Source organism: Bombella pollinis, from assembly GCF_026385485.1.
Taxonomy (GTDB): Bacteria; Pseudomonadota; Alphaproteobacteria; order Acetobacterales; family Acetobacteraceae; genus Bombella; species Bombella pollinis.
The window spans coordinates 223131-242769 of sequence record NZ_JANIDX010000002.1; the positions used below are offsets into that span (position 1 = coordinate 223131).

Annotated in this window: 17 protein-coding genes and 1 other RNA gene; 17 read left to right on the forward strand and 1 reads right to left on the reverse strand. The window is 54.9% G+C overall.

The genetic code is table 11. From position 1 onward, the window contains the following. Positions 1 to 4 precede the first annotated feature (4 nt). Positions 5 to 271, reverse strand: coding sequence for a DUF2312 domain-containing protein (locus NQF89_RS03020; RefSeq protein WP_155573333.1), 267 nt, complete (start codon positions 269 to 271; stop codon positions 5 to 7). A 367-nt stretch (positions 272 to 638) separates the two neighbouring features. Here NQF89_RS03020 and zwf point away from each other — a divergent pair, with 367 nt between their 5' ends. The 17 genes from zwf (at position 639) to NQF89_RS03105 (ending at position 19636) form a co-directional block, all read left to right on the forward strand. Further along, the gene (gene zwf, locus NQF89_RS03025; RefSeq protein WP_266137467.1) at positions 639 to 2111 is read left to right on the forward strand and encodes a glucose-6-phosphate dehydrogenase; all 1473 of its coding nucleotides are present in this window, start codon (positions 639 to 641) and stop codon (positions 2109 to 2111) included. 126 nt (positions 2112 to 2237) lie between these two features. After that, positions 2238 to 2690 carry a hypothetical protein gene (locus tag NQF89_RS03030; RefSeq protein WP_266137468.1) on the forward strand — a complete coding sequence of 151 codons (453 nt, stop codon included), beginning with the start codon at positions 2238 to 2240 and terminating at the stop codon, positions 2688 to 2690. A gap of 50 nt (positions 2691 to 2740) precedes the next feature. Further along, positions 2741 to 3141, forward strand: an RNA gene (gene rnpB / locus NQF89_RS03035) — RNase P RNA component class A. 351 nt (positions 3142 to 3492) lie between these two features. Continuing rightward, positions 3493 to 3969, forward strand: coding sequence for a division/cell wall cluster transcriptional repressor MraZ (gene mraZ, locus NQF89_RS03040; protein ID WP_155579420.1), 477 nt, complete (start codon positions 3493 to 3495; stop codon positions 3967 to 3969). A gap of 29 nt (positions 3970 to 3998) precedes the next feature. Continuing rightward, positions 3999 to 4943 (forward strand): 16S rRNA (cytosine(1402)-N(4))-methyltransferase RsmH, encoded by a 945-nt coding sequence (gene rsmH / locus NQF89_RS03045; protein WP_155579481.1) that lies wholly within the window; start codon positions 3999 to 4001, stop codon positions 4941 to 4943. Continuing rightward, positions 4940 to 5683: a cell division protein FtsL gene (gene ftsL, locus NQF89_RS03050; protein ID WP_266137469.1), complete on the forward strand. Its 744-nt coding sequence runs from the start codon at positions 4940 to 4942 to the stop codon at positions 5681 to 5683. The genes rsmH and ftsL overlap by 4 nt, the downstream gene beginning before the upstream one ends. Before the next feature lie 217 nt (positions 5684 to 5900). Then, complete coding sequence (locus NQF89_RS03055; RefSeq protein ID WP_266137502.1) at positions 5901 to 7673, forward strand: peptidoglycan D,D-transpeptidase FtsI family protein; 1773 nt, start codon at positions 5901 to 5903, stop codon at positions 7671 to 7673. A gap of 9 nt (positions 7674 to 7682) precedes the next feature. After that, positions 7683 to 9170 carry a UDP-N-acetylmuramoyl-L-alanyl-D-glutamate--2,6-diaminopimelate ligase gene (locus tag NQF89_RS03060; RefSeq protein WP_266137470.1) on the forward strand — a complete coding sequence of 496 codons (1488 nt, stop codon included), beginning with the start codon at positions 7683 to 7685 and terminating at the stop codon, positions 9168 to 9170. Continuing rightward, positions 9170 to 10582: a UDP-N-acetylmuramoyl-tripeptide--D-alanyl-D-alanine ligase gene (locus NQF89_RS03065; RefSeq protein WP_266137471.1), complete on the forward strand. Its 1413-nt coding sequence runs from the start codon at positions 9170 to 9172 to the stop codon at positions 10580 to 10582. The genes NQF89_RS03060 and NQF89_RS03065 overlap by 1 nt, the downstream gene beginning before the upstream one ends. After that, entirely contained in the window at positions 10582 to 11673 is a 1092-nt protein-coding gene (gene mraY, locus NQF89_RS03070; RefSeq protein ID WP_155573340.1) for a phospho-N-acetylmuramoyl-pentapeptide-transferase, read from the forward strand. Before NQF89_RS03065 ends, mraY begins: the two co-directional genes overlap by 1 nt. 2 nt (positions 11674 to 11675) lie before the next feature. Next, on the forward strand, positions 11676 to 13052 hold the full coding sequence (murD, locus tag NQF89_RS03075; protein ID WP_266137472.1) for a UDP-N-acetylmuramoyl-L-alanine--D-glutamate ligase: 1377 nt from the start codon (positions 11676 to 11678) through the stop codon (positions 13050 to 13052). After that, positions 13052 to 14245, forward strand: coding sequence for an FtsW/RodA/SpoVE family cell cycle protein (locus tag NQF89_RS03080; RefSeq protein ID WP_155579427.1), 1194 nt, complete (start codon positions 13052 to 13054; stop codon positions 14243 to 14245). The genes murD and NQF89_RS03080 overlap by 1 nt, the downstream gene beginning before the upstream one ends. Positions 14246 to 14248: 3 nt before the next feature. Continuing rightward, entirely contained in the window at positions 14249 to 15361 is a 1113-nt protein-coding gene (murG, locus tag NQF89_RS03085; protein ID WP_155579428.1) for an undecaprenyldiphospho-muramoylpentapeptide beta-N-acetylglucosaminyltransferase, read from the forward strand. Between the two features lie 42 nt (positions 15362 to 15403). Then, the gene (murC, locus tag NQF89_RS03090) at positions 15404 to 16822 is read left to right on the forward strand and encodes a UDP-N-acetylmuramate--L-alanine ligase (protein WP_266137473.1); all 1419 of its coding nucleotides are present in this window, start codon (positions 15404 to 15406) and stop codon (positions 16820 to 16822) included. Further along, entirely contained in the window at positions 16819 to 17730 is a 912-nt protein-coding gene (gene murB, locus NQF89_RS03095; RefSeq protein ID WP_266137474.1) for a UDP-N-acetylmuramate dehydrogenase, read from the forward strand. The genes murC and murB overlap by 4 nt, the downstream gene beginning before the upstream one ends. A 13-nt stretch (positions 17731 to 17743) precedes the next feature. Continuing rightward, positions 17744 to 18736, forward strand: a complete 993-nt coding sequence (locus NQF89_RS03100; protein ID WP_266137475.1) for a D-alanine--D-alanine ligase — start codon at positions 17744 to 17746, stop codon at positions 18734 to 18736. Positions 18737 to 18742: 6 nt separating this feature from the next. Then, on the forward strand, positions 18743 to 19636 hold the full coding sequence (locus tag NQF89_RS03105; RefSeq protein WP_266137476.1) for a cell division protein FtsQ/DivIB: 894 nt from the start codon (positions 18743 to 18745) through the stop codon (positions 19634 to 19636). Positions 19637 to 19639 lie beyond the last annotated feature (3 nt).

A 19639-nucleotide genomic window follows, 5' to 3' on the forward strand; every position in this document is an offset into this window, starting at 1 on the left:
CGCCTTACATACCTAAAGCGCGCCGATAAATATCCAGCAATGTTTCTTGCTCCTCAACCTCAGCAGGCTCTTGCTTACGCAATTTGATAATCTGTTTGACCACTTTTACATCAAATCCGGCGGATTTTGCCTCGGTGAAAATATCACGAATATCCGCCCCTAATGCTTTACGTTCCTCCTCCAAACGCTCCACACGCTCGATGATAGAACGCAAGCGATCCACCGCAATACCGCCTGTTACCGTACCTTCTTCATTATGATTCATATCCATAATCTCTCTGCCTCCCTACTCAACAATTACACGCTACGATGTTTAGGCGGCTTATCGCCCCCTTTTGAAGGGGTCAATACCGCTCCCTGTGGGAAAAAAGCACACCCTCCGTCATAAAGGGGATAAAACGACTTTAAAATCGCCAAAAATACTCGCAAGGAGCAAAATAGCAGTTCTAAATAAGGCGTAACAGCATCCCTCATAATTTTGCATAGCCCCACCATACCCTCCGTCAGTGCGGCTTCCTCACCTGCGATGCGGTTATGGCTTGAATAAACAAGGCTAGAGGCTTTAAAGGTAAGAAACCAGAAATAAGAGGTCGCTTTCGCCTCACCCTAATTTCCCCTTTAGGAAAGGTACGCCCATTATGGCTTACTCTCAACAAACCGCACCGTTTGATTATGTCATCTTCGGTGGGACGGGCGACTTGACGATGCGCAAGCTCCTCCCCGCTCTGTATAATCAGCTCCGTATCGGGCATGTTCCTGAAGATGCACGCATCATCGGCACGGCACGCTCAGAACTCTCATGCGATGAGTATCGGGAGCGGGCACGGGAAGCGTTGGAGCATTTTCTGCCTCCCGCCCATAAGGATGCAGCCCTCATTGAGCGTTTCCTCAAAAAAGTGCATTACATCACACTTGATGGCACTAAAAGCGACCATAACTGGGATGACCTCCATGCACTCTTAGAGCAATCCCCAGCAGACCGCATCCGCGTCTTTTATTTCTCCACTGCGCCACAGCTTTTTGAAGCGATTAGCGAGAATCTGCATCGCTTCAACTTCATCACGCCACAATCCCGCGTTGTGCTGGAGAAACCCATTGGGACCGATAGTGCCTCTGCCCGTGCTATTAATGAAGGTGTAAGCCGCTTCTTTAAAGAAGAACAAATCTTCCGCATCGATCATTATCTCGGCAAAGAAACTGTACAAGACATCATCGCTCTGCGCTTTGCTAACCCTGTTTTTAACGCAGTATGGTCGGCTGAGCATATCCAAAGCATCCAAATCACTGCCGCAGAGACGGTGGGGGTCGAGGGCCGCGCTGCTTATTATGATACATCCGGTGCCCTGCGCGATATGATTCAAAACCATCTGCTGCAAGTGCTTAGCCTATGCGCGATGGAAGCCCCGGCAGACCTTGGTGCAGATTCTGTTCGCGATGCCAAGGTGAAGGTTCTCAAAGCCCTGCGCCCCATCCCAGCTGATAAGGTGGCACAGGAGACACTCCGCGCCCAATATGTTGCTGGCGAGATGGCTGGCTCGAAGGTCCCCGGTTATTTAGAGGAGCTGGGTACAGAGAGCGCAACAGAGACTTACGCCGTTATGCGCGCTTATGTCGATACCCCACGTTGGAAGGATGTCCCCTTCTATATCCGCACCGCCAAACGCTCTCATAAAAAAGTGAGCGAGGTGGTGGTGACCTTCAAAAAAACAGCTTCCTCTCTGTTTGGTAAAGACGGGGAGCATAACCGCCTTGTCATCCGCCTTCAGCCTGATGAGGGCTTTGGCCTGGCCCTGAACATCAAAAACCCCTCTGCTGCGGACTTTTCCCTCCAGCATGGTGCTATGGACGGACGCTTCGCCCCGGCTGATGGCTCTCTCATCCCCGATTCTTACGAGCGTCTCATGCTAGATGCTGTACGCGGCTACCCCGCTCTCTTTATCCGCCGCGATGAGGTAGAAGCCGCATGGGCATGGGTTGAACCTACATTGCAGACATGGGCGGCCAATAAAGTGCCCATGACACATTATCCCGCAGGTTCTTACGGACCAGAGGAGGCGCGTAAGTTCATCGCCTCAACGGGAGATGCATGGCATGAGGATATGGGAGCTTAAAAAAGCTCCCTCCCCTCGCTCTCCCCATGGTTATCACAACACAAGACCGTCCTGCTTTGCTTTTAGCGGGGCGGTTTTGCTATCTCACTGCTCATCCCCTCATTCAAAACATGCAGGTTCATCATCGTGACAGACAACACGCCCCCACGCCTTGGCCGCCGCCGCCCAAGGCCGCCGCGCTCTCTCAAACAGCATATCATCCGCCGACTCATTGTTATCGTCCCAGCCTTTTTCTTAATGTTCATTTTTGTGAGAACAGGCGCACTAGATAACCTCTATGACCGTTTCACCTTTAATAAGCTAAGCTGGTTCGATAATACGGCTTTGGTAGAGCATTTACGGACGGTCATTACCCGTAAAGGCCTTACCACCATGCCACGCCGCTGCCTTGTTATGGTCGTCAACGGGGATGCGAGTACACCCGTACCCTCTATTGATGTCTTGGGACGGCATGGGAATGGCTGCCCCGGCACAACACCATCGGCTGAGCTGTTATTTCACCTTCGTGTTGATCGTGCTGGCCAAAGCATCATGACCGACGCAGGCTCCCCCGGATTATATCGCCCCCTCATCCCTTAACCCTTCCGTTAACTTGACCTCCCCCCATGAGGCAGGCATAAGCAGCCCAGTCAGATGGTCGGGCGATCGCTGTAGCTCTTTAAAAGGGCTAGGGAGGAAAGTCCGGGCTCCACAGGAAGACGGTGCCGGCTAACGGCCGGCGGGGGTGACCCTAGGGACAGTGCCACAGAAACAAAACCGTCCGCCTATCCCCCTTTTTACAAGGGTGATGCGGATAAGGGTGAAACGGTGCGGTAAGAGCGCACCGCGCGGCTGGCAACAGCAGCGGACATGGTAAACCCCACCGGGAGCAAGACCGAATAGGAATGACAAGCCACATATGGCTGGGGGTGCCTGCCCCGTCATTCGGGTTGGTTGCGTGAGGTGTATTGCAAAATACATCCCAGAGGAATGATCGCCCCATCCCCGTAAGGGGATAGGACAGAACCCGGCTTACAGACCATCTGGCCCTTACCCCTCCTTCCCTAACATTCTTTTAATCACAACAAAGCTTCATCATGAGATTTGCCGTCATCATGACAAGAAGGCGGCCTTTTTCTGTCATCCCACAAACCCTTCTTTTCACAAGAGATACACTCCTAACAGCCCGATAGAATCTATTTACCCTCCATTCATCGTTCATTAATTTTAAAATAATTTTCCCTCCCTTTGCCTCCTTTTTTCTGCCTAAAAAACGCACTTTATCGCCGTTTTTGCACAATAAAACTTTGACGACCCATAAAATCCCATGATACCCCATAAGCTCCCAATTTGTGGGACGTTGTATCCATCACTCAGGTAAAGGGGAGGAGCATTTCACAACATGACTATGTTTCTCGGTACCCATGCCAGCAAGGTGGATGCAAAAGGACGCATCTCCATCCCCTCACCCTTTCGGGCAGTCCTACGCGATAATGCCCGGCCGGGTGATGCGATGATGATTATCCGCCCCTCCCACCTCCATGATTGCTTAGAAGGTTGGACATCCTCTGCCTTCTTCGCCTTCTCCAATGCGTTGGATGAATATGATCCTTTCTCTGAGGAGCATGACGACCTCGCCACAAGCCTTTACGCTGATGCCTACCCGCTTGATTGCGATAAAGAGGGACGCGTCAACCTCCCCAAGGCGTTAAAGGAATATGCCAACCTAGAGGGGGACGTTACTTTTATGGGGCTTGGGCGTGTCTTTCAGATATGGAACCCCGCTCTTGCTGAAGACCGTAGGAAGCAGGCGCGCAGCCATGCGCGTGAGCTAGGCCGCCGCAAGGTCACCTCCCCGCGTGAGGAGTCCGCACCATGAACCACGATATGTATCGCATTGCCGAAGATATGCGGCAGGAAGGGCACTTCCCCGTTATGCTGCCAGAAGTGCTAGAGACATTAGCCCCTAAACCGGGCGGGACTTATCTGGATGGCACCTTTGGCGGTGGCGGCTATAGCCGTGCCCTCCTCCGCGCCGCGCCCTGCACAGTCCATGCGATTGACCGCGACCCTGATGCAATTAAACGCGGCCAGCCTCTCATTGCCGCCTCAGAGGGGCGATTGCACCTCCATCAAGGCACCTTTAGCGCGATGGAGAAGCTTGTCGGCGCATATGGACCTTTTGATGGCATCGTCTTGGATCTCGGTGTTTCATCCTTCCAACTCGACCAAGAAGAACGCGGCTTTTCCTTCCGTCATGATGGGCCTTTGGATATGCGGATGAGCGCAACCGGCCCTAGTGCGGCCGATATCGTCAATGGGGAGAGCGAAGCTGCTCTGGCAGATATTCTGTACCATTATGGGGAGGAACGCCGCTCCCGCCGGGTTGCCCGCGCTATTGTAGATGCCCGCCAGAGCGGCCCCCTCCAGACGACAGGGCAACTTGCCGAAATCATCCGCAAGGCTGTGCCGAAAGAACGACCCAATTTCGACCCTGCAACGCGGAGCTTCCAAGCCATCCGCATCGCTGTGAATGACGAATTAGGCGAGCTAGAGCGCACCCTAAAAACGGCCCCTAACTTGCTCGCCCCGGGCGGTATTTTCTGTATTGTGACCTTCCATTCCCTAGAGGATAGAATGGTTAAGCGCGCCCTTGCCCAGCTAACGGGCCGTGTTGCAGGGCCGTCACGCCATACCCCTCTCTCCTTACAGCAGGCAGAAGCCCCCGCTTTTGCGCTGCTCCATACACGGCCTCGCTCTCCCTCCGAGACAGAGCTTACCCTTAATCCTCGTTCCCGCAGCGCACGTTTGCGCGCTCTGCGGCGCATTTCCGCCCATGGAGCTTCCGCATGATCCGTTTTGCTACTCTTCTCTGCGCCGCGATGGCCGCTGGGTCTGGCCTCTTTCTTTATACAAAGAAGCATGAAACCCTCGTGCTGAATCAAGATATTCGCAAAACAGTGGAGGAAACCCGCCGCGTCCAGCAAGAGACGGCAATACTCCGCACACAATGGGCGTTGCTCAACCAGCCAGACCGCCTCTCTGCGTTATCGCAACGTGTGCTGCCTCAACTAAGGCAGGTCGAGCCTACACAATTTGTTCAGCTTGCCAATTTACGAGAGAGACTCCCTGCAATCAGCCATCATGTCATTGCCATGACACCTGCGCGGGAGCAAGCACGGCGTACATTAGTGGCCCTCACCACGCCTGCTGCCCCCACAACAGCGACCCCGCATGATGATAGCCTCCTCACTGAACACCACACCACACACACGCACAGCCCCGCCAGCATTGCGGATAAGCAGAGCGTCACAAACCACAGTTTAGAGCAAGACCTTGCCTTACTTAGCGGGCCTGATAATACTAAAGCCACACGCCCTCACCGGCATGATGCAGATGCTACCATCCTTCACAAAAGCCATTCTGTAACGTCCCATCCCCATACAGAGGCTACGGATGATGTCGCTTGGCATCCGTCTGCTTCTCACCAAGAGGGACACCACAGCCATGAAAGGGGCATCCATACATCCGCCCTCTCTTTTGGTGATGACGACCAAGCCCCCTTACCCCCGCCTACGCCTTTAACGAACTAATCAAAGCGGTAAGGCGTACCGCTCCCCTCCTCCACCTCTTTCGTAACCGAACCCCCGCCCCATGGCTGCCAAACCTTCCCATACAGCTCATAAGAAACAACGGAGGCCCTTTTTTCTCCTCCGTTGGGTAGCGGCCTGTCGGCAATGGCGCAATGACCGTAAGCAAAACCCTTTTAGCTGGTTAGAAACAAGCCATAATCGGCTCATCTATTTGGGGATGGGATTTCTCTTTCTTTATGGTGGGGTCGCGTTAAAGGCCCTCTTTGCCACCATTCTTGCCCCTATGGCCCCGCTTCCTAATCAAGTCGGGGCGATTATTCCTGACATTCCCCACCCAGACCCTAAAGCCCTCGCTGGCAGTGGGTTTGTACTGCCTAATATTCAACGCGCTACCATTACAGACCGTAACGGCCAGCCTTTGGCTCTCTCTCTGCCGGTTGTGCAAGTTTACGCCAACCCGATGGAAATTATTGAGCCTGAAGATGTTGCCAAACAACTCCATTCCATATTGCCTAATCTAAATATCCCTGAGACCATTCGCCGCTTAAAGCAGAAAAAACAGTTCGTTTATCTCGCCCGCAATATTGCCCCTGTTGATGAATTGGCAATTAATAATCTAGGCATCCCCGGCATTTATTTTGAGAATGGTGAACAACGCCATTACCCGCTTGGCACGCTTGCCGCGCAAATATTAGGGGCTGTGGATATTGATAATCACGGCATTGCAGGGGTGGAGAAATATTTTAATCAACGCCTCCTCAGCGACCGCACCCCCCTGCGCCTCTCCCTTGATGCCCGCGTGCAAGCGGCAATGCGCGATGAACTTAATGAAGCCAAAACACGCTTCCGCGCTATCGGGGCCTCGGCCATCCTCATGGATGTCCATACGGGGGAAATCATCGCTATGATTAGCTTGCCTGATTATGATGCGAATAACTTCGCCCATGCCTCAGATGATGCACGCTTTAACCGTGCAGTAACAGGTATGTATGAGCCGGGATCGACCTTTAAGCTACAAACAGCAGCTATGGCGTTACAGCTTGGGGTAGCGCATCCGTGGGACCAATTCTCTACCACTCCTATCAAGGTAGGGCGGTTTAAAATCTCCGACTTAAAGACCGACCATTTCGCCCCTTGGCTGGCTCTACCATCGGTCATGGCGTTTTCCTCCAACCCTGCTTCAGCTCATATTGCCCTAGATGTCGGGCGGGAACGCCAACATGATTGGCTTAAAAATATGGGCTTCCTCGACCGCGTCCCAGTCGAACTCCCCGAGGCGGGCCGTCCCATCGTCCCTTCCCTCAAAAATTGGGGGGAAACCACCGTTATGACCGTAGGCTTTGGTCATGGTGTTGCGGAATCCCCTCTCGCTATCGTCCGTGGGACAGCCACAACGGGGAATGGTGGGTACCTCGTCACCCCTACACTCTTAGCCCGCGATCATCTAAATGATGATGTCGTGATGGCTGAGGAGGAGAAAGGCCCACATCTCATCTCCACCCACAATGCAGACCTATTACGGCGTATTTTACGGCTCGTTGTTACAAAAGGCATCGGTAAAAAGGCCGAAAGCCCCGGTTATCTCGTTGGTGGGAAAACCGGCACGGCAGAGAAAATCGGGGCACATGGCGGGTACCTTAAACACGTCAATATTACCGCCTTTACCGGCATGTTCCCCATGAACGCCCCACGCTATGCACTCTATGTCATGCTGGATGCCCCCCAAGGTACGGCAGAAACCCATGGCTGGACAACCGCCGGCTGGATTGCCGCACCGACATTCTCCAAAATCGTTACACGCGTTGCCCCTATGCTGGGCCTCTTTCCCGTCCCGCCGGAGAAGGCCCAGCAGCTTGATGACCAACTCGCCCTTGCTTTGACCCCACCCGTCCCGCCGGGAGTGCGTCGCCCCCTTGGCCCCGGTAATGACCCCGGCGCGGCGGCTGTTAATCGCCTTGCTGCTAAACATACCCCTCATCACGCTCATTAGGCCCTGCTCATGAAACTCTCTGCCTTACTCCATCGCTACGCTCTCTCCTCCCCCAGCACGCATGACCCCCTCATCACCGCAATCACGGCTGATAGTCGGCAGGTCAAAGCGGGGAGCCTCTTTGTCGCCCTAAGCGGCCATAAACATGATGGGCGAGACTTCATCCCCGCCGCGATTGCCCAAGGGGCAGCCGCAATCATCCTTGCCCCCAAACAAGGGGAAACCCTCCCGCCGGAGCGACATGAAAACGGCCATACAGCCCCCCTCATCCCTGTAGCGGACCCAGCCCATTTCCTCGCCCAAGCGGCCGCTTACCTCGCAGGGCCACAACCAGCACATATCACCGCCATTACGGGGACAAATGGCAAAAGCAGCACGGCTGACTTCCTCCGCCAGCTTTATCAACTCCGCCATTATAAAGCTGCCAGCCTCGGCACGTTAGGCCTCATCAGCGATGTAGAGATGCCCCCTCTGCCAGCCTTAACCACGCCTGATGCTGTTAGCTTAGCAACAACACTCGCGCGCCTAAAAACCTATGGTGTTGAGCATGTTGCCTTAGAGGCATCATCCCACGGGCTTCATCAAAAACGGCTTGATGGCGTGGCCATTACCGCAGCAGGTTTTTCCAACCTCACGCGTGATCATCTCGATTATCATCACACGATGGAGGACTATCGAGACGCTAAGCTCTCCCTCTTTAGCACCCTATTGCCGGAAGGGGGGCTTGCGGTCATCAATGATGATATAGATGTTGAGAGCCGAAACGCCCTCCAGCATATTGCCGCAAAACGCGCTCTAAAACTCCGCACAGTCGGCACAAAGGGTGAGACAATCCGCCTTCTCGATGCGCAACCAACCCCACATGGGCAAGACCTCACCATCCAGCTTTATGGCCGTACATTACCGCCTATTCACTTCCCACTACCGGGGCGATTCCAAGCGGAAAATGCATTGCTTGCCGCCGCTCTTTGCTGGGAGCATGAGGAGGAAGCAGACGCCATCATCGCCCTGCTCCCCCATTTAAAAGGGGTACCGGGCCGTTGTGAACCGGTCGCAACCCTCCCTAATGGGGCCTGCGCTTATGTTGATTACGCCCATACGCCTGATGCATTAGAGCATGTTCTCCTCAGCCTCCGCCCCCACGCAGCGGGGCGGTTGGTGGTGGTCTTTGGTGCAGGAGGCGACCGCGACAAAGGCAAACGCCCTCTCATGGGGCAGATTGCCGCTCATCTCGCTGATGAAGTCATCATTACTGATGATAACCCCCGCAGCGAAGACCCCGCCACTATCCGTGCCGCCATCCGCGCGACAGCTCCCCAAGCGCAAGAGATTGGTAACCGCAAAGACGCTATCCAAACCGCTCTTGAGAGCCTCAGAGAAGGTGATGTGCTGCTCATCGCTGGGAAAGGCCATGAGACTGGCCAGATTATCAACGGGGTAACCCATCCTTTTGATGACCGTACACTCACAGCCGCCCTCGCTGCGGAGTTATCATAATGCCCACCAGCACAGCCCCACTTTGGACAAGCCAAGACCTCCGCAACGCCACACAAGGCCAGCTCACCGGTGATGTGCATGTCCGTGCTGTCTGTATTGATACGCGCAGCCTCCAACCGGGGGACCTTTTTATTGCACTCATTGGCCATAATGCGGATGGGCACCAATATCTCAAGCAGGCTTTAGAGCATGGCGCGGCCTGCGTTATAGCTCATGATGGTGCGGCCATTGCTAAAGCTGGCTTAACCGATGACCCTCGCCTCCTCCTCGTCTCGGACACGATGCAGGCCCTAGAGGCATTAGGGCGTTATCGCCGTGCTCAGTTTAAAGGCAAGGCCATTGCCATCACAGGGAGCGTAGGCAAAACCACAACCAAAAACATGCTCGCCACAGCCTTAGCCGCTTATGGGAAGGTTCATGCCTCGGTGGCTTCCTTTAACAACCATTGGGGCGTCCCCCTTACCTTAGCGCGCTTACCTCAAGACGCTGCCTTTTGCATTAGCGAAGTAGGCATGAACCACCCTGGCGAGATTGCCCCTCTAGTGGCTCAAATCCGCCCCGATATTGGCCTTATTACCACCATCGGGAGCGCGCATCTCGGCCATATGGGCAGCCTTAACGCCATCGCTGCGGAAAAAGCCAGCCTCTTTGCGGCTCTACCAGCGGGTGGAACGGCCCTCTGCCCAGAAGAAGCCGCGCAATTCCCCGCTGTCACCCACGCTATCCCACAAGATGTCTCCCTCTGGCAGGTGGGGACAACGTCTCATGCAACCATTCATTGTGATGAGCTGCACTGCACCGCCACGGGAAGCCAACTTCATCTCTCCACGCCGGCGGGGGAAGCACAGCTTACACTTACAGCCCCGGGGCCTCACCTCGCCCGCAATGCCGCTCTAGCTCTTGGTGCAATTGCTGCTTTGGGCCTTCCGCCCCAGGCGGGGGCCACGGCTTTACGCCACTTCCAGCCCGAGGCGGGGCGTGGGCAACAACGGCTTTTACCCGGTGAAATCACCTTATTGGATGAAAGCTATAATGCCTCCGGCCCCAGCATACGTGCAGCACTGGAGACGCTGAGCTTAATGCCCGCCCCCCGCCATATTGCCGCCCTGGGGGATATACGCGAGCTCGGCACCTTTGCCGCAGAGGAGCATCGTGCCCTAGCCCAACCGTTAACAGAGCATAACATCCTTACTTTTTGTTGTGGCCCGCATATGAAATCCCTTTACGAGGCCCTTCCCCGATCCCTACAGGGCGGTTATGCTGAGACATCAACCCAACTTGCCCTTCTTCTACGCCCTGCTTTGCAGAAGGGGGACGTTTTGCTTGTAAAGGGCAGCTTGGGAAGCCGTATGCGTGACCTCATTGCGTTATTAGACCAACCCGAATCATCCCACAGCCCAGAGTCCACCTAATGCTGTTTAACCTCCTTGCCGCTCCCTATTCTTCCCATGGTGGCCTGCTCAACCTACTGCATTATATGACCTTTCGGGCCGGATGTGCTTGCTTAACGGCATTAATCATCTCCCTCCTCTTGGGGAAACCTTTTATTGCCCAGCTTAAACGCATTCAACGGCAAGGCCAGCCCATCCGCGCTTTAGGGCCAGAACGCCATATTTTGGAGAAAGCAGGCACCCCCACAATGGGCGGGGGCCTTATTCTTTTCTCCCTCGCTCTCTCCACCCTATTATGGGCAGATTTACGCGATGGTTTTGTGTGGGCTGTCTTACTCACCACGCTAGGCTTTGGCGCTATTGGCTTTGCAGATGATTACCTCAAACTCGCCAAAGGCAATAGCAAAGGGGTCTCTAAAAAACTCCGCCTCGGTGGGGAGTTCCTCATCTCTTGTCTTGCAGGCATTGCGATGGAGGCCCTCACCCCGCCAGAGTTCCGCAATGCGGTGGCCTTTCCCTTTACAAAAACCTTCATGTTGCATTTGGGCTATGTGTTCCCCCTCTTTGCAATGGTCACCATCACAGGTTTTGGTAATGCGGTAAACCTCACTGATGGGCTTGATGGCCTCGCTACTGTCCCCTCCATCATCGCTGCTTTGGTCTTTGCCTTAATCGCCTATCTGGTTGGTAACCACGTCTTTGCAGATTATCTTCAGCTTCATCACGTCCCTGGCACGGGGGAGCTAAGCATCTTCTGCGCGGCTCTCATTGGGGCGGGTTTGGGCTTCTTATGGTTCAATGCCCCTCCGGCAGAGGTCTTTATGGGCGATACCGGCTCCCTAGCCCTTGGTGGGGCTTTAGGCGCGGTGTCCGTAGCGGTTAAGCACGAGCTAGTCCTCTGCCTCGTAGGGGGGTTATTTGTGATGGAGACCATCTCCGTCATTCTCCAAGTCTTTTGGTTCCGCCGGACGGGGAAACGTATTTTCCTTATGGCTCCCCTCCACCATCATTTTGAGAAAATGGGCTGGCAAGAGCCAAAGATTGTCGTACGCTTTTGGATTGTCGCTATCATCTTGGGGCTATGTGGCCTCGCTACGTTGAAGATACGCTAATCATGGCCCATCCCACATCACCTCCTCCCTCATCATGGCCTAAAACCCTCCTCTCCGGGCAGCGTTATGCTGTATGCGGGCTAGGGCGTAATGGAGCTGCTGTTGTGGAAGCCCTCCTCGCTATGGGGGCGGAGGTTCATGCGTGGGATGACCATAACCCTACCCTCTCTAAGGCCCTGACCGTCCATCCCAGCCTCACACTGGCCCCACTTGATGACCTCACCGGCTTTACAGCCCTCATCCTCTCACCCGGCATTGCCCATCATCTACCGCAGCCACACCCTACGGCACGCCTTGCTCAAAAGCAGCACATCCCCATCCTCTCCGATGCGGAGTTGCTCTGGCAGGTCACCCGCAAAGCAGGCTCTAAAGCGCGCTTTGTCTCCATCACGGGGACCAATGGCAAGTCCACCACTACGGCTCTATTAACCCATATCCTCACCGAGGCCGGTATTCCTGCTTATTGTGGCGGCAATTTCGGCACGGCCTCTCTGGCCTTACCGCCCCTTGGCGATGATGGTGTTTATGTTATCGAGATGTCCTCTTACATGCTCGAGCGTCTGGAGCATTATCACGCTTGTGCGGCTGTCCTCCTCAATTTAACACCTGACCATCTCGACCGTCATGGCTCTATGGAGGGCTATCTCACCGCCAAAGCTCATGTATTTGATAACATGACCAAAGGCGACCTCGCCCTTTTGGGAGAGGCTGCCTCATGGAGCAAACCCCTCCAAACCCGCCTGACCTCCCAAGGGCTAGACGTCCATACTCTTACTATCACCGATGCCCTTTCCCCGGAGGATGCCCCCTTCCTACCCGGCCCGCATAATGCCCAGAATATTGAAGCCTGCCGCCTCATAGCGCGTCATCTGGGGCTCTCTGATACAAGCATTGCCCGTGGCATACGCAGCTTCCCCGGGTTAGACCATCGCCTGCAACATATCGCAGAGGCAAAGGGCATCGCTTTTATCAATGATAGCAAAGCCACCAATGCGGAAGCCAGCTTCCACGCTCTGCGGGCTTTTCCTCATCTTTTATGGATTGCTGGCGGTATAACTAAAGAGGGCGGCATTACAAATCTCGCCCCGGTTTTAGGGCATGTAAGTCGCGCCTTCCTCATTGGGCAGGATGCCCCCCTCCTTGCCGAGACGCTTAAAGCCCATAATATAGCTTTTGAAATCAGCACAACGTTGGAGCAAGCCACCCGCGCCGCTTGGGCCTATGCACAAGCCAGCACCACCCCCTTACCAATTATTCTCTCCCCCGCTTGCGCGAGTTTTGACCAATTCCGTAATTTTGAGGAACGTGGCACAGCCTTTGCCACCCTCGCACGCACACTCTGCCATGCCGATTGCCCTGCTGAGGAGGAAGCCCGCTAATGGCTCTATCCGACCGCACGAACAACTCCCACCATGCCCAATGGTGGCGTAGTCTCGACCATGTAAGCCTTAGCTGCGTTGGTGCGCTCATCGCCCTTGGCTATATCCTCATGCTCGCCGCAAGCCCTGCTGTGGCCCACCGCATTGGGGCCTCACGCAATATGTTCATCCTCAAACAAGTGGTCTTTTTGGCCTTAGCCGGGGCAGTCGTCATCGTCACATCCCGCCTGACCCCGCGCATGGTGCTACGCATTGCGCTCATTGGCGGGGTCATGGCCTTGGGAGCCACCTTCATGACGCTCATTCATGGGATGGAAATTAAAGGCGCGCGCCGCTGGATTGCCCTACCCTTAATGTCTGTGCAGCCTTCGGAGTTTCTAAAGCCCTGCTTCGCCGTTGTGACGGGGTGGTTGCTTAACCTTCGTTATGAAAAAACCCTCTCTAATGGTTGGCGATTTCCGGGGCGTTTGGTCGCTTGTGGTGTTTATCTGGTCATTGCTGCACTCCTTCAAGCCCAACCAGATATCGGGATGCTATCTGTCATTAGCATGGTGTTCATCACCCAACTCTTTATTGATGGCTTGCCTATTATTGTCTTTGGTATGCTCGTCTCCGCAGCTTTAGGGGCTTTTGGTGTTGCGTATCTGGTGTTTGAGCATGTTCACTCCCGCGTGCAACGCTTCCTCCACCCCGATGTGGGGGACCATTACCAAATTGATACCTCTATGCGTGCCTTTGGTAACGGCGGGTTGCTCGGACGTGGGCCGGGGGAAGGCCGTGTTAAAGACCTCCTACCCGATGCTCATGCTGATTTTGTCTTTTCCGTCGCGGGGGAAGAATATGGCTTTGTCATGTGCCTTTTTATCATCGCGCTCTTTACTATCTTGGTCTTTTCCACGCTCAATCGCTTATTGGAGGAGAAGAACCCTTTCATCATCCTCTCCACAAGCGGGTTGATAACAGGCTTTGGCTTACAAGCTTTTGTCAATATGGGGTCATCGCTACATTTAATCCCCACTAAAGGGATGACCTTACCGTTTATCTCCTATGGGGGAAGTTCCGCTCTCTCTGTTGCTTTAACAATCGGCATGGCCCTAGCCTTAACACGCCACCGTGCAAAACCAGGCCTCTTTACACCAGCCTCTCATGAGGCCAATACACGCTTATCAGCTCCATCTAAAAAGGAAGAATAACGCATGACACACGCCCCTATCATCATCGCCGCTGGAGGAACAGGCGGGCATTTCTTCCCCGCTATTGCCTTGGGGGAAGAACTCCACCAGCGTGGCTACCCGCTCATCCTCATGACAGACCAACGCCGTAATCGCGCAGAACAAAGCATCTTTGCGCTCTACCCCCGCTATACACTCACCAGCAGCGGCGTGGCGGGTAAAAAACCACTTGATAAGCTTAAAGCAATTAGTCGCTTATTATGGAGCTGCCTTGGCGCGCGTAAACTCATCGCTATCTGCCGTCCAGCCGCCGTTATCGGCTTTGGGGGGTACCCCTCCATCCCCCCGTTACTAGGCAGCCGCTTGCTGTGCCGTAACCGCCCTGCGCTCATCATCCATGAGGGCAACGCTATTCTCGGCCAAGCCAATGTTGTTCTCTCACGCTTTGCTAATGCCATTGCCACCTCTTACCCACGGGTCATGCGCCTCCCTGTTGGGAAAAAGGTCATCCAAACAGGTATGCCCGTCCGCCCTGCGATTGAAGCCCTAGCTGATGAGCCATACAGCCCACCCACCCTCCATACAAATGAGGACCCCATCCATCTCCTCATCTGGGGCGGCTCTCTTGGTGCGCAGATTTTCAGTACGGTCGTGCCTCAAGCCCTCTGTAATTTACCCCAATATGTCCGCATCCGCTTGCATGTTACGCAGCAAGCCCATGAGGATATGGTCCCCGTGCTAACCAACTTGTACAAACAAGTCGGTATCACAGCACATGTTACCCCCTTTATTGATGATGTCGCCTCCGAGCTTAAAAAGGCTCATCTCGTCATCGGGCGGGCTGGTGGCTCCTCCGTGGCAGAACTCGCCACAGCGGGGCGTCCCTCCATCATGGTGCCCCTCCCCATTGCTGCCTCTGATGAGCAAGGCGTCAATGCTCAAACGATGGAGCGCGCAGGCGGGGGCTGGATGATTCGCCAGCGTGATTTCAAGTCTGAAAAGCTCTGCGACATGCTCCTCCATCTCTTTGAGCATCCTGATGAGCTAAAACATGCTGCCCATGCAGCACGGACGCTCCAACATCGCCATGCTGCTAAAAAACTGGCTGACCTTGTTGAAGCCACTCTAAAACGCTGATTATCTGCCCTCTCCCCCCTTTATTGACTGGAGTAACCCTTTATGCGCGCATTACCCCTTAACCTGGGTTTAATCCATTTTGTTGGTATTGGGGGCATTGGCATGTCCGGCATTGCAGAAGTGCTGCATCTGCTGGGCTATAAAGTGCAGGGGTCTGATATTGCCGAGAATGCGAATGTTCAACGCCTTCGCAAAGCAGGGATCACCGTCCATATCGGTCATGATGCCGCTAATTTGGGTGAAGCGCGCGTGGTGGTGACCTCCACGGCGGTTAAACGTGACAATCCAGAGGTTGTCGCCGCACGCGCCCGACTCATCCCCGTTGTAAGACGGGCCGAGATGCTCGCCGAACTCATGCGCCTACGCTGGGCTATCGCCATTGGGGGGACGCACGGCAAAACCACCACCACCAGCCTTGTGGCCTGCGTGCTAGAGCAAGCCAAGCTGGACCCGACCGTCATCAATGGCGGAATCATCGAGGCTTACGGCACCAATACCCGCATGGGTGCTGGGGATTGGATGGTCGTAGAAGCTGATGAGAGTGACGGCTCCTTCCTCCGCTTACCGGCTATCATCGCCGTTGTTACCAATATGGACCCCGAACATCTGGACCATTGGGGCTCTGATGAGGCTATGGAGGCAGGCTACCGGCAATTTGTCTCCAACATTCCCTTTTATGGTTTTGCCGTCTTATGTGTGGACCATCCACGCGTCCAACAGATGATCCCTCAACTCTCTGATCATCGCCTCATTACCTACGGCTTCAGCCCGCAAGCGGATGTCCGGGCCGAAATCACCGGGACAGATAGTGAGGGCGTCACCTTCCACGTCACCATCACAGACCGTACCGCTAACACCCAACGGCGTGCAGGGCCGTTCCATCTCCCCATGTTTGGCCATCATAATGTCCTCAATGCTGTAGCTGCCATTGCCGTAGCTTTAGAGATGGACATTCCCGATACTGTCATCGCCGATGCACTTGGCGGCTTCCGCGGGGTACAACGCCGCTTTACCCTCACCGGGATATGGAATGACGTAAAAATCATTGATGATTACGGCCATCATCCTGTTGAAATCGCCGCCGTGCTAAAAGCCGCGCGACAAGCTGGGGCAAAACACGTTATTGCTGTGATACAACCTCATCGTTATTCCCGCTTGCAGGCCCTCTTTAACGACTTCTGCACCTGTATGAATGATGCTGATACCGTCATCGTTGCTGATGTCTATGCCGCAGGAGAGCCCCCCCTTGAGGGCGTTGGGCGTGATCAGTTGGTCGAAGGGCTACGCGAGCGTGGACACCGCCATGTTCTGCCCCTCCCTTCGGAAAAAGACCTCGCTGCCTTAATTGCAGACATTGCCGTACCGGGGGATTATGTCCTCTGCTTAGGCGCAGGTTCCATCACCCATTGGGCAAAAGCCCTCCCTGCTCAGCTCGCTGCGCATAAACCGGAGAGCTTATGACCAGTACAGCAGCCCCTTTCCAGCCGCTCCGTGGCAGGCTGAAAGCCAATGTCCCCCTTGCCCCGCGCAGTTGGTTCCGCACTGGGGGGCAGGCGGACTGGCTCTTTGTCCCACAAGATGAAGAAGACCTCGCCACAGCTCTACAGCAAAGCCCGCCTAATATGCCCCTTACCGTCTTGGGGGCATGCTCTAACGTTATCATTCGCGATGGCGGGTTAGCCGGACTAACGCTACGCCTCGCCGGTGGTTTTGCCCAGATTGAAGCTGATGGTGATGGGCTCATCGCCGGGGCGGCAGCACTGGATAGCAGCGTGGCAGAAGCCGCCGCCCGCGCTGGGATGGCAGGCTTTGCCTTTCTCTCCACCATTCCCGGCTCTATTGGCGGGGCAGTACGGATGAATGCCGGGGCTTATGAGGGGGATATGGCCTCCTTGTTAGATTGGATAGAGATTCTCACGCGTGAGGGCACATATCAACGCCTCCCCGCAGCGCATTTGCACATGGGCTACCGCCATACAACCCTGCCAGACGGTGCCATCATCCTTCGCGCTCGTCTCAAAGCCCAAGGGGCGGAAGACCCCGCCCTCATCCAAGAAGCGATGCACGTTATGCGGGCTAAACGCGAGGCCAGCCAGCCTTTACGCGCTCGTACTGGTGGCTCAACCTTCCGTAACCCAGAGGGTCATAAAGCGTGGGAGCTGATAGACGCCGCTGGCTGCCGTGGGTTGCGTCATGGTGGGGCACAAATAAGTGAAAAACACTGCAATTTTATGCTCAATACAGGCCACGCTACCAGCACCGAGCTAGAAGACCTTGGCGAGATGGTCCGCGCCCGCGTGCTAGCACAAAGCGGTATAGAGCTACAGTGGGAAATTAAACGGCTAGGCCGCCTCTCTCATCCAGCATGATGAAGTTTTGAGTATGACGCAGCACTTATCCTCCTCTCCGACCTCACAGTCTGTAGCCGTTCTTATGGGCGGGACCTCCAGCGAGCGCAGCGTAAGCCTCTCCAGCGGCAAAGCCGTCACAGCGGCTTTAAAAGAAGCCGGACATCACGTCCACGCGCTTGATGTCGGGCCGGACATCACCACGACCATCGCCGCGTTAAAAGCCTGCCGCCCAACAGTTGTCTTTAATGCGCTGCATGGCCCCGGTGGGGAGGATGGTGCCATTCAGGGCGTGTTAGAATGGCTAGGCCTGCCCTACACACATTCCGGCATTTTAGCCTCGGCAATAGCGATGAATAAGGCCACCACCCGCATGGCCCTCCAAGCAGCTGGCCTACCCGTAGCAGAGGGCTGCCTCATCACCCCCGCCGCCCTTATTGACCATGCCCCCCTTCCCGCGCCTTATGTCCTCAAACCAGTCGCCGAAGGCTCCTCTGTTGGGGTTCATATTCTCCATCAAGATGATGAATCAACACGCCGCACGATTGCGGAATCATGGACCTATGGCCCGCAGATTTTGGCTGAACGCTTCATCCCCGGGCGGGAACTTACCGTAGCTGTATTGGGGGATACCCCCCTCGCTGTAACAGAGATTCTTCCCCAAGAAGGCGGGGGATTTTATGACTTCGCTGCAAAATATCAGGCGAATGGCTCCCGCCATATCATTCCCGCCCCCCTACCTGCATCCATCACTGAGCGCGCCCTCGCCCTAGCATGCCAAGCTCATCATGCCCTTGGCTGCAAGGGGGCAAGTCGGACGGATTATCGCTATGATGAACAAACCCATCAGCTCGTGATTTTGGAGGTCAATACCCAACCGGGGATGACAGCAACCTCCCTCCTGCCAGAGCAAGCCACCGCGCGTGGGGTCAGCTACCCGCAACTTTGTGATTGGTTAATCAAAGACGCGCTGGGCCAAGCAAGCCCCCTTACCCTTACATCTCTGCCTTCGACACATACAGCCTAACACCCTATGGCGTTTTTCTTCAAAAAACGGCCTCACATGCCGCTAGACCCTTACGAGGACCGCCCCTCTCGCCTCTTTCTCTTTTGGCAGCGTCAAAAGATGATTCTCCGGCGATTGAGCATTGTCATACTCGTTACCGTCCTCCTCGCTGGGGCTGGCTGGCTGGCATGGCTCAGCCTAGGTGGCCATGCTTTTACCAACGCCTTAACCGAACGCTTCGCTCAACTAGACCCCCTCCGCATCCGTCACATCATCATCACAGGCCGCCATTTAACTGATGAAAGCGACGTGCTGGAGGCCCTCGGCACGGGCTTAGATCATTCGCTCTTTGGTTTCTCCGTAGAGGATGCCCGCAAACGCCTTGATAAACTACCCTTTATTGAGCATTCGACCGTCGAACGTCATCTACCCGATACAGTCCTCATCACGTTGGAAGAAAAACACCCTATCGCCATCTGGCAGATTGATGGCCATTTCATCCTCATCAACCAAAAGGGCGATAATGTCTCCCAGCAAGAATTGACCGCAGGTAACCGCTCTGCCTTTCGTAAATTACCGCTTGTTGTCGGGGCTGGGGCAAACCTAGAAGCCGCCTCTCTTTTAGGGTTATTAGACCATTATCCCGACATTAATAGCCATGTTCTTGCCTTCATCCGCATCGGGCAAAGACGCTGGAACATCCTCATGAAGAATGGCACAACCCTCCTCCTGCCCGAAGGAGCAGAGGCTGCCGCTTTGGAGCGTCTGCATAGCTACCAAACGACATTCCAACTCCTTGACCGTCCCTTAAAAAGCATTGACATGCGCCTGCCCGACCGTATGGTCATTCATCCTGAAGTCCCTAATACCGAGCAAGAAACCCCATCACCGCCTACCCCATCGCCCTCAGTAGAGCATTAAGCT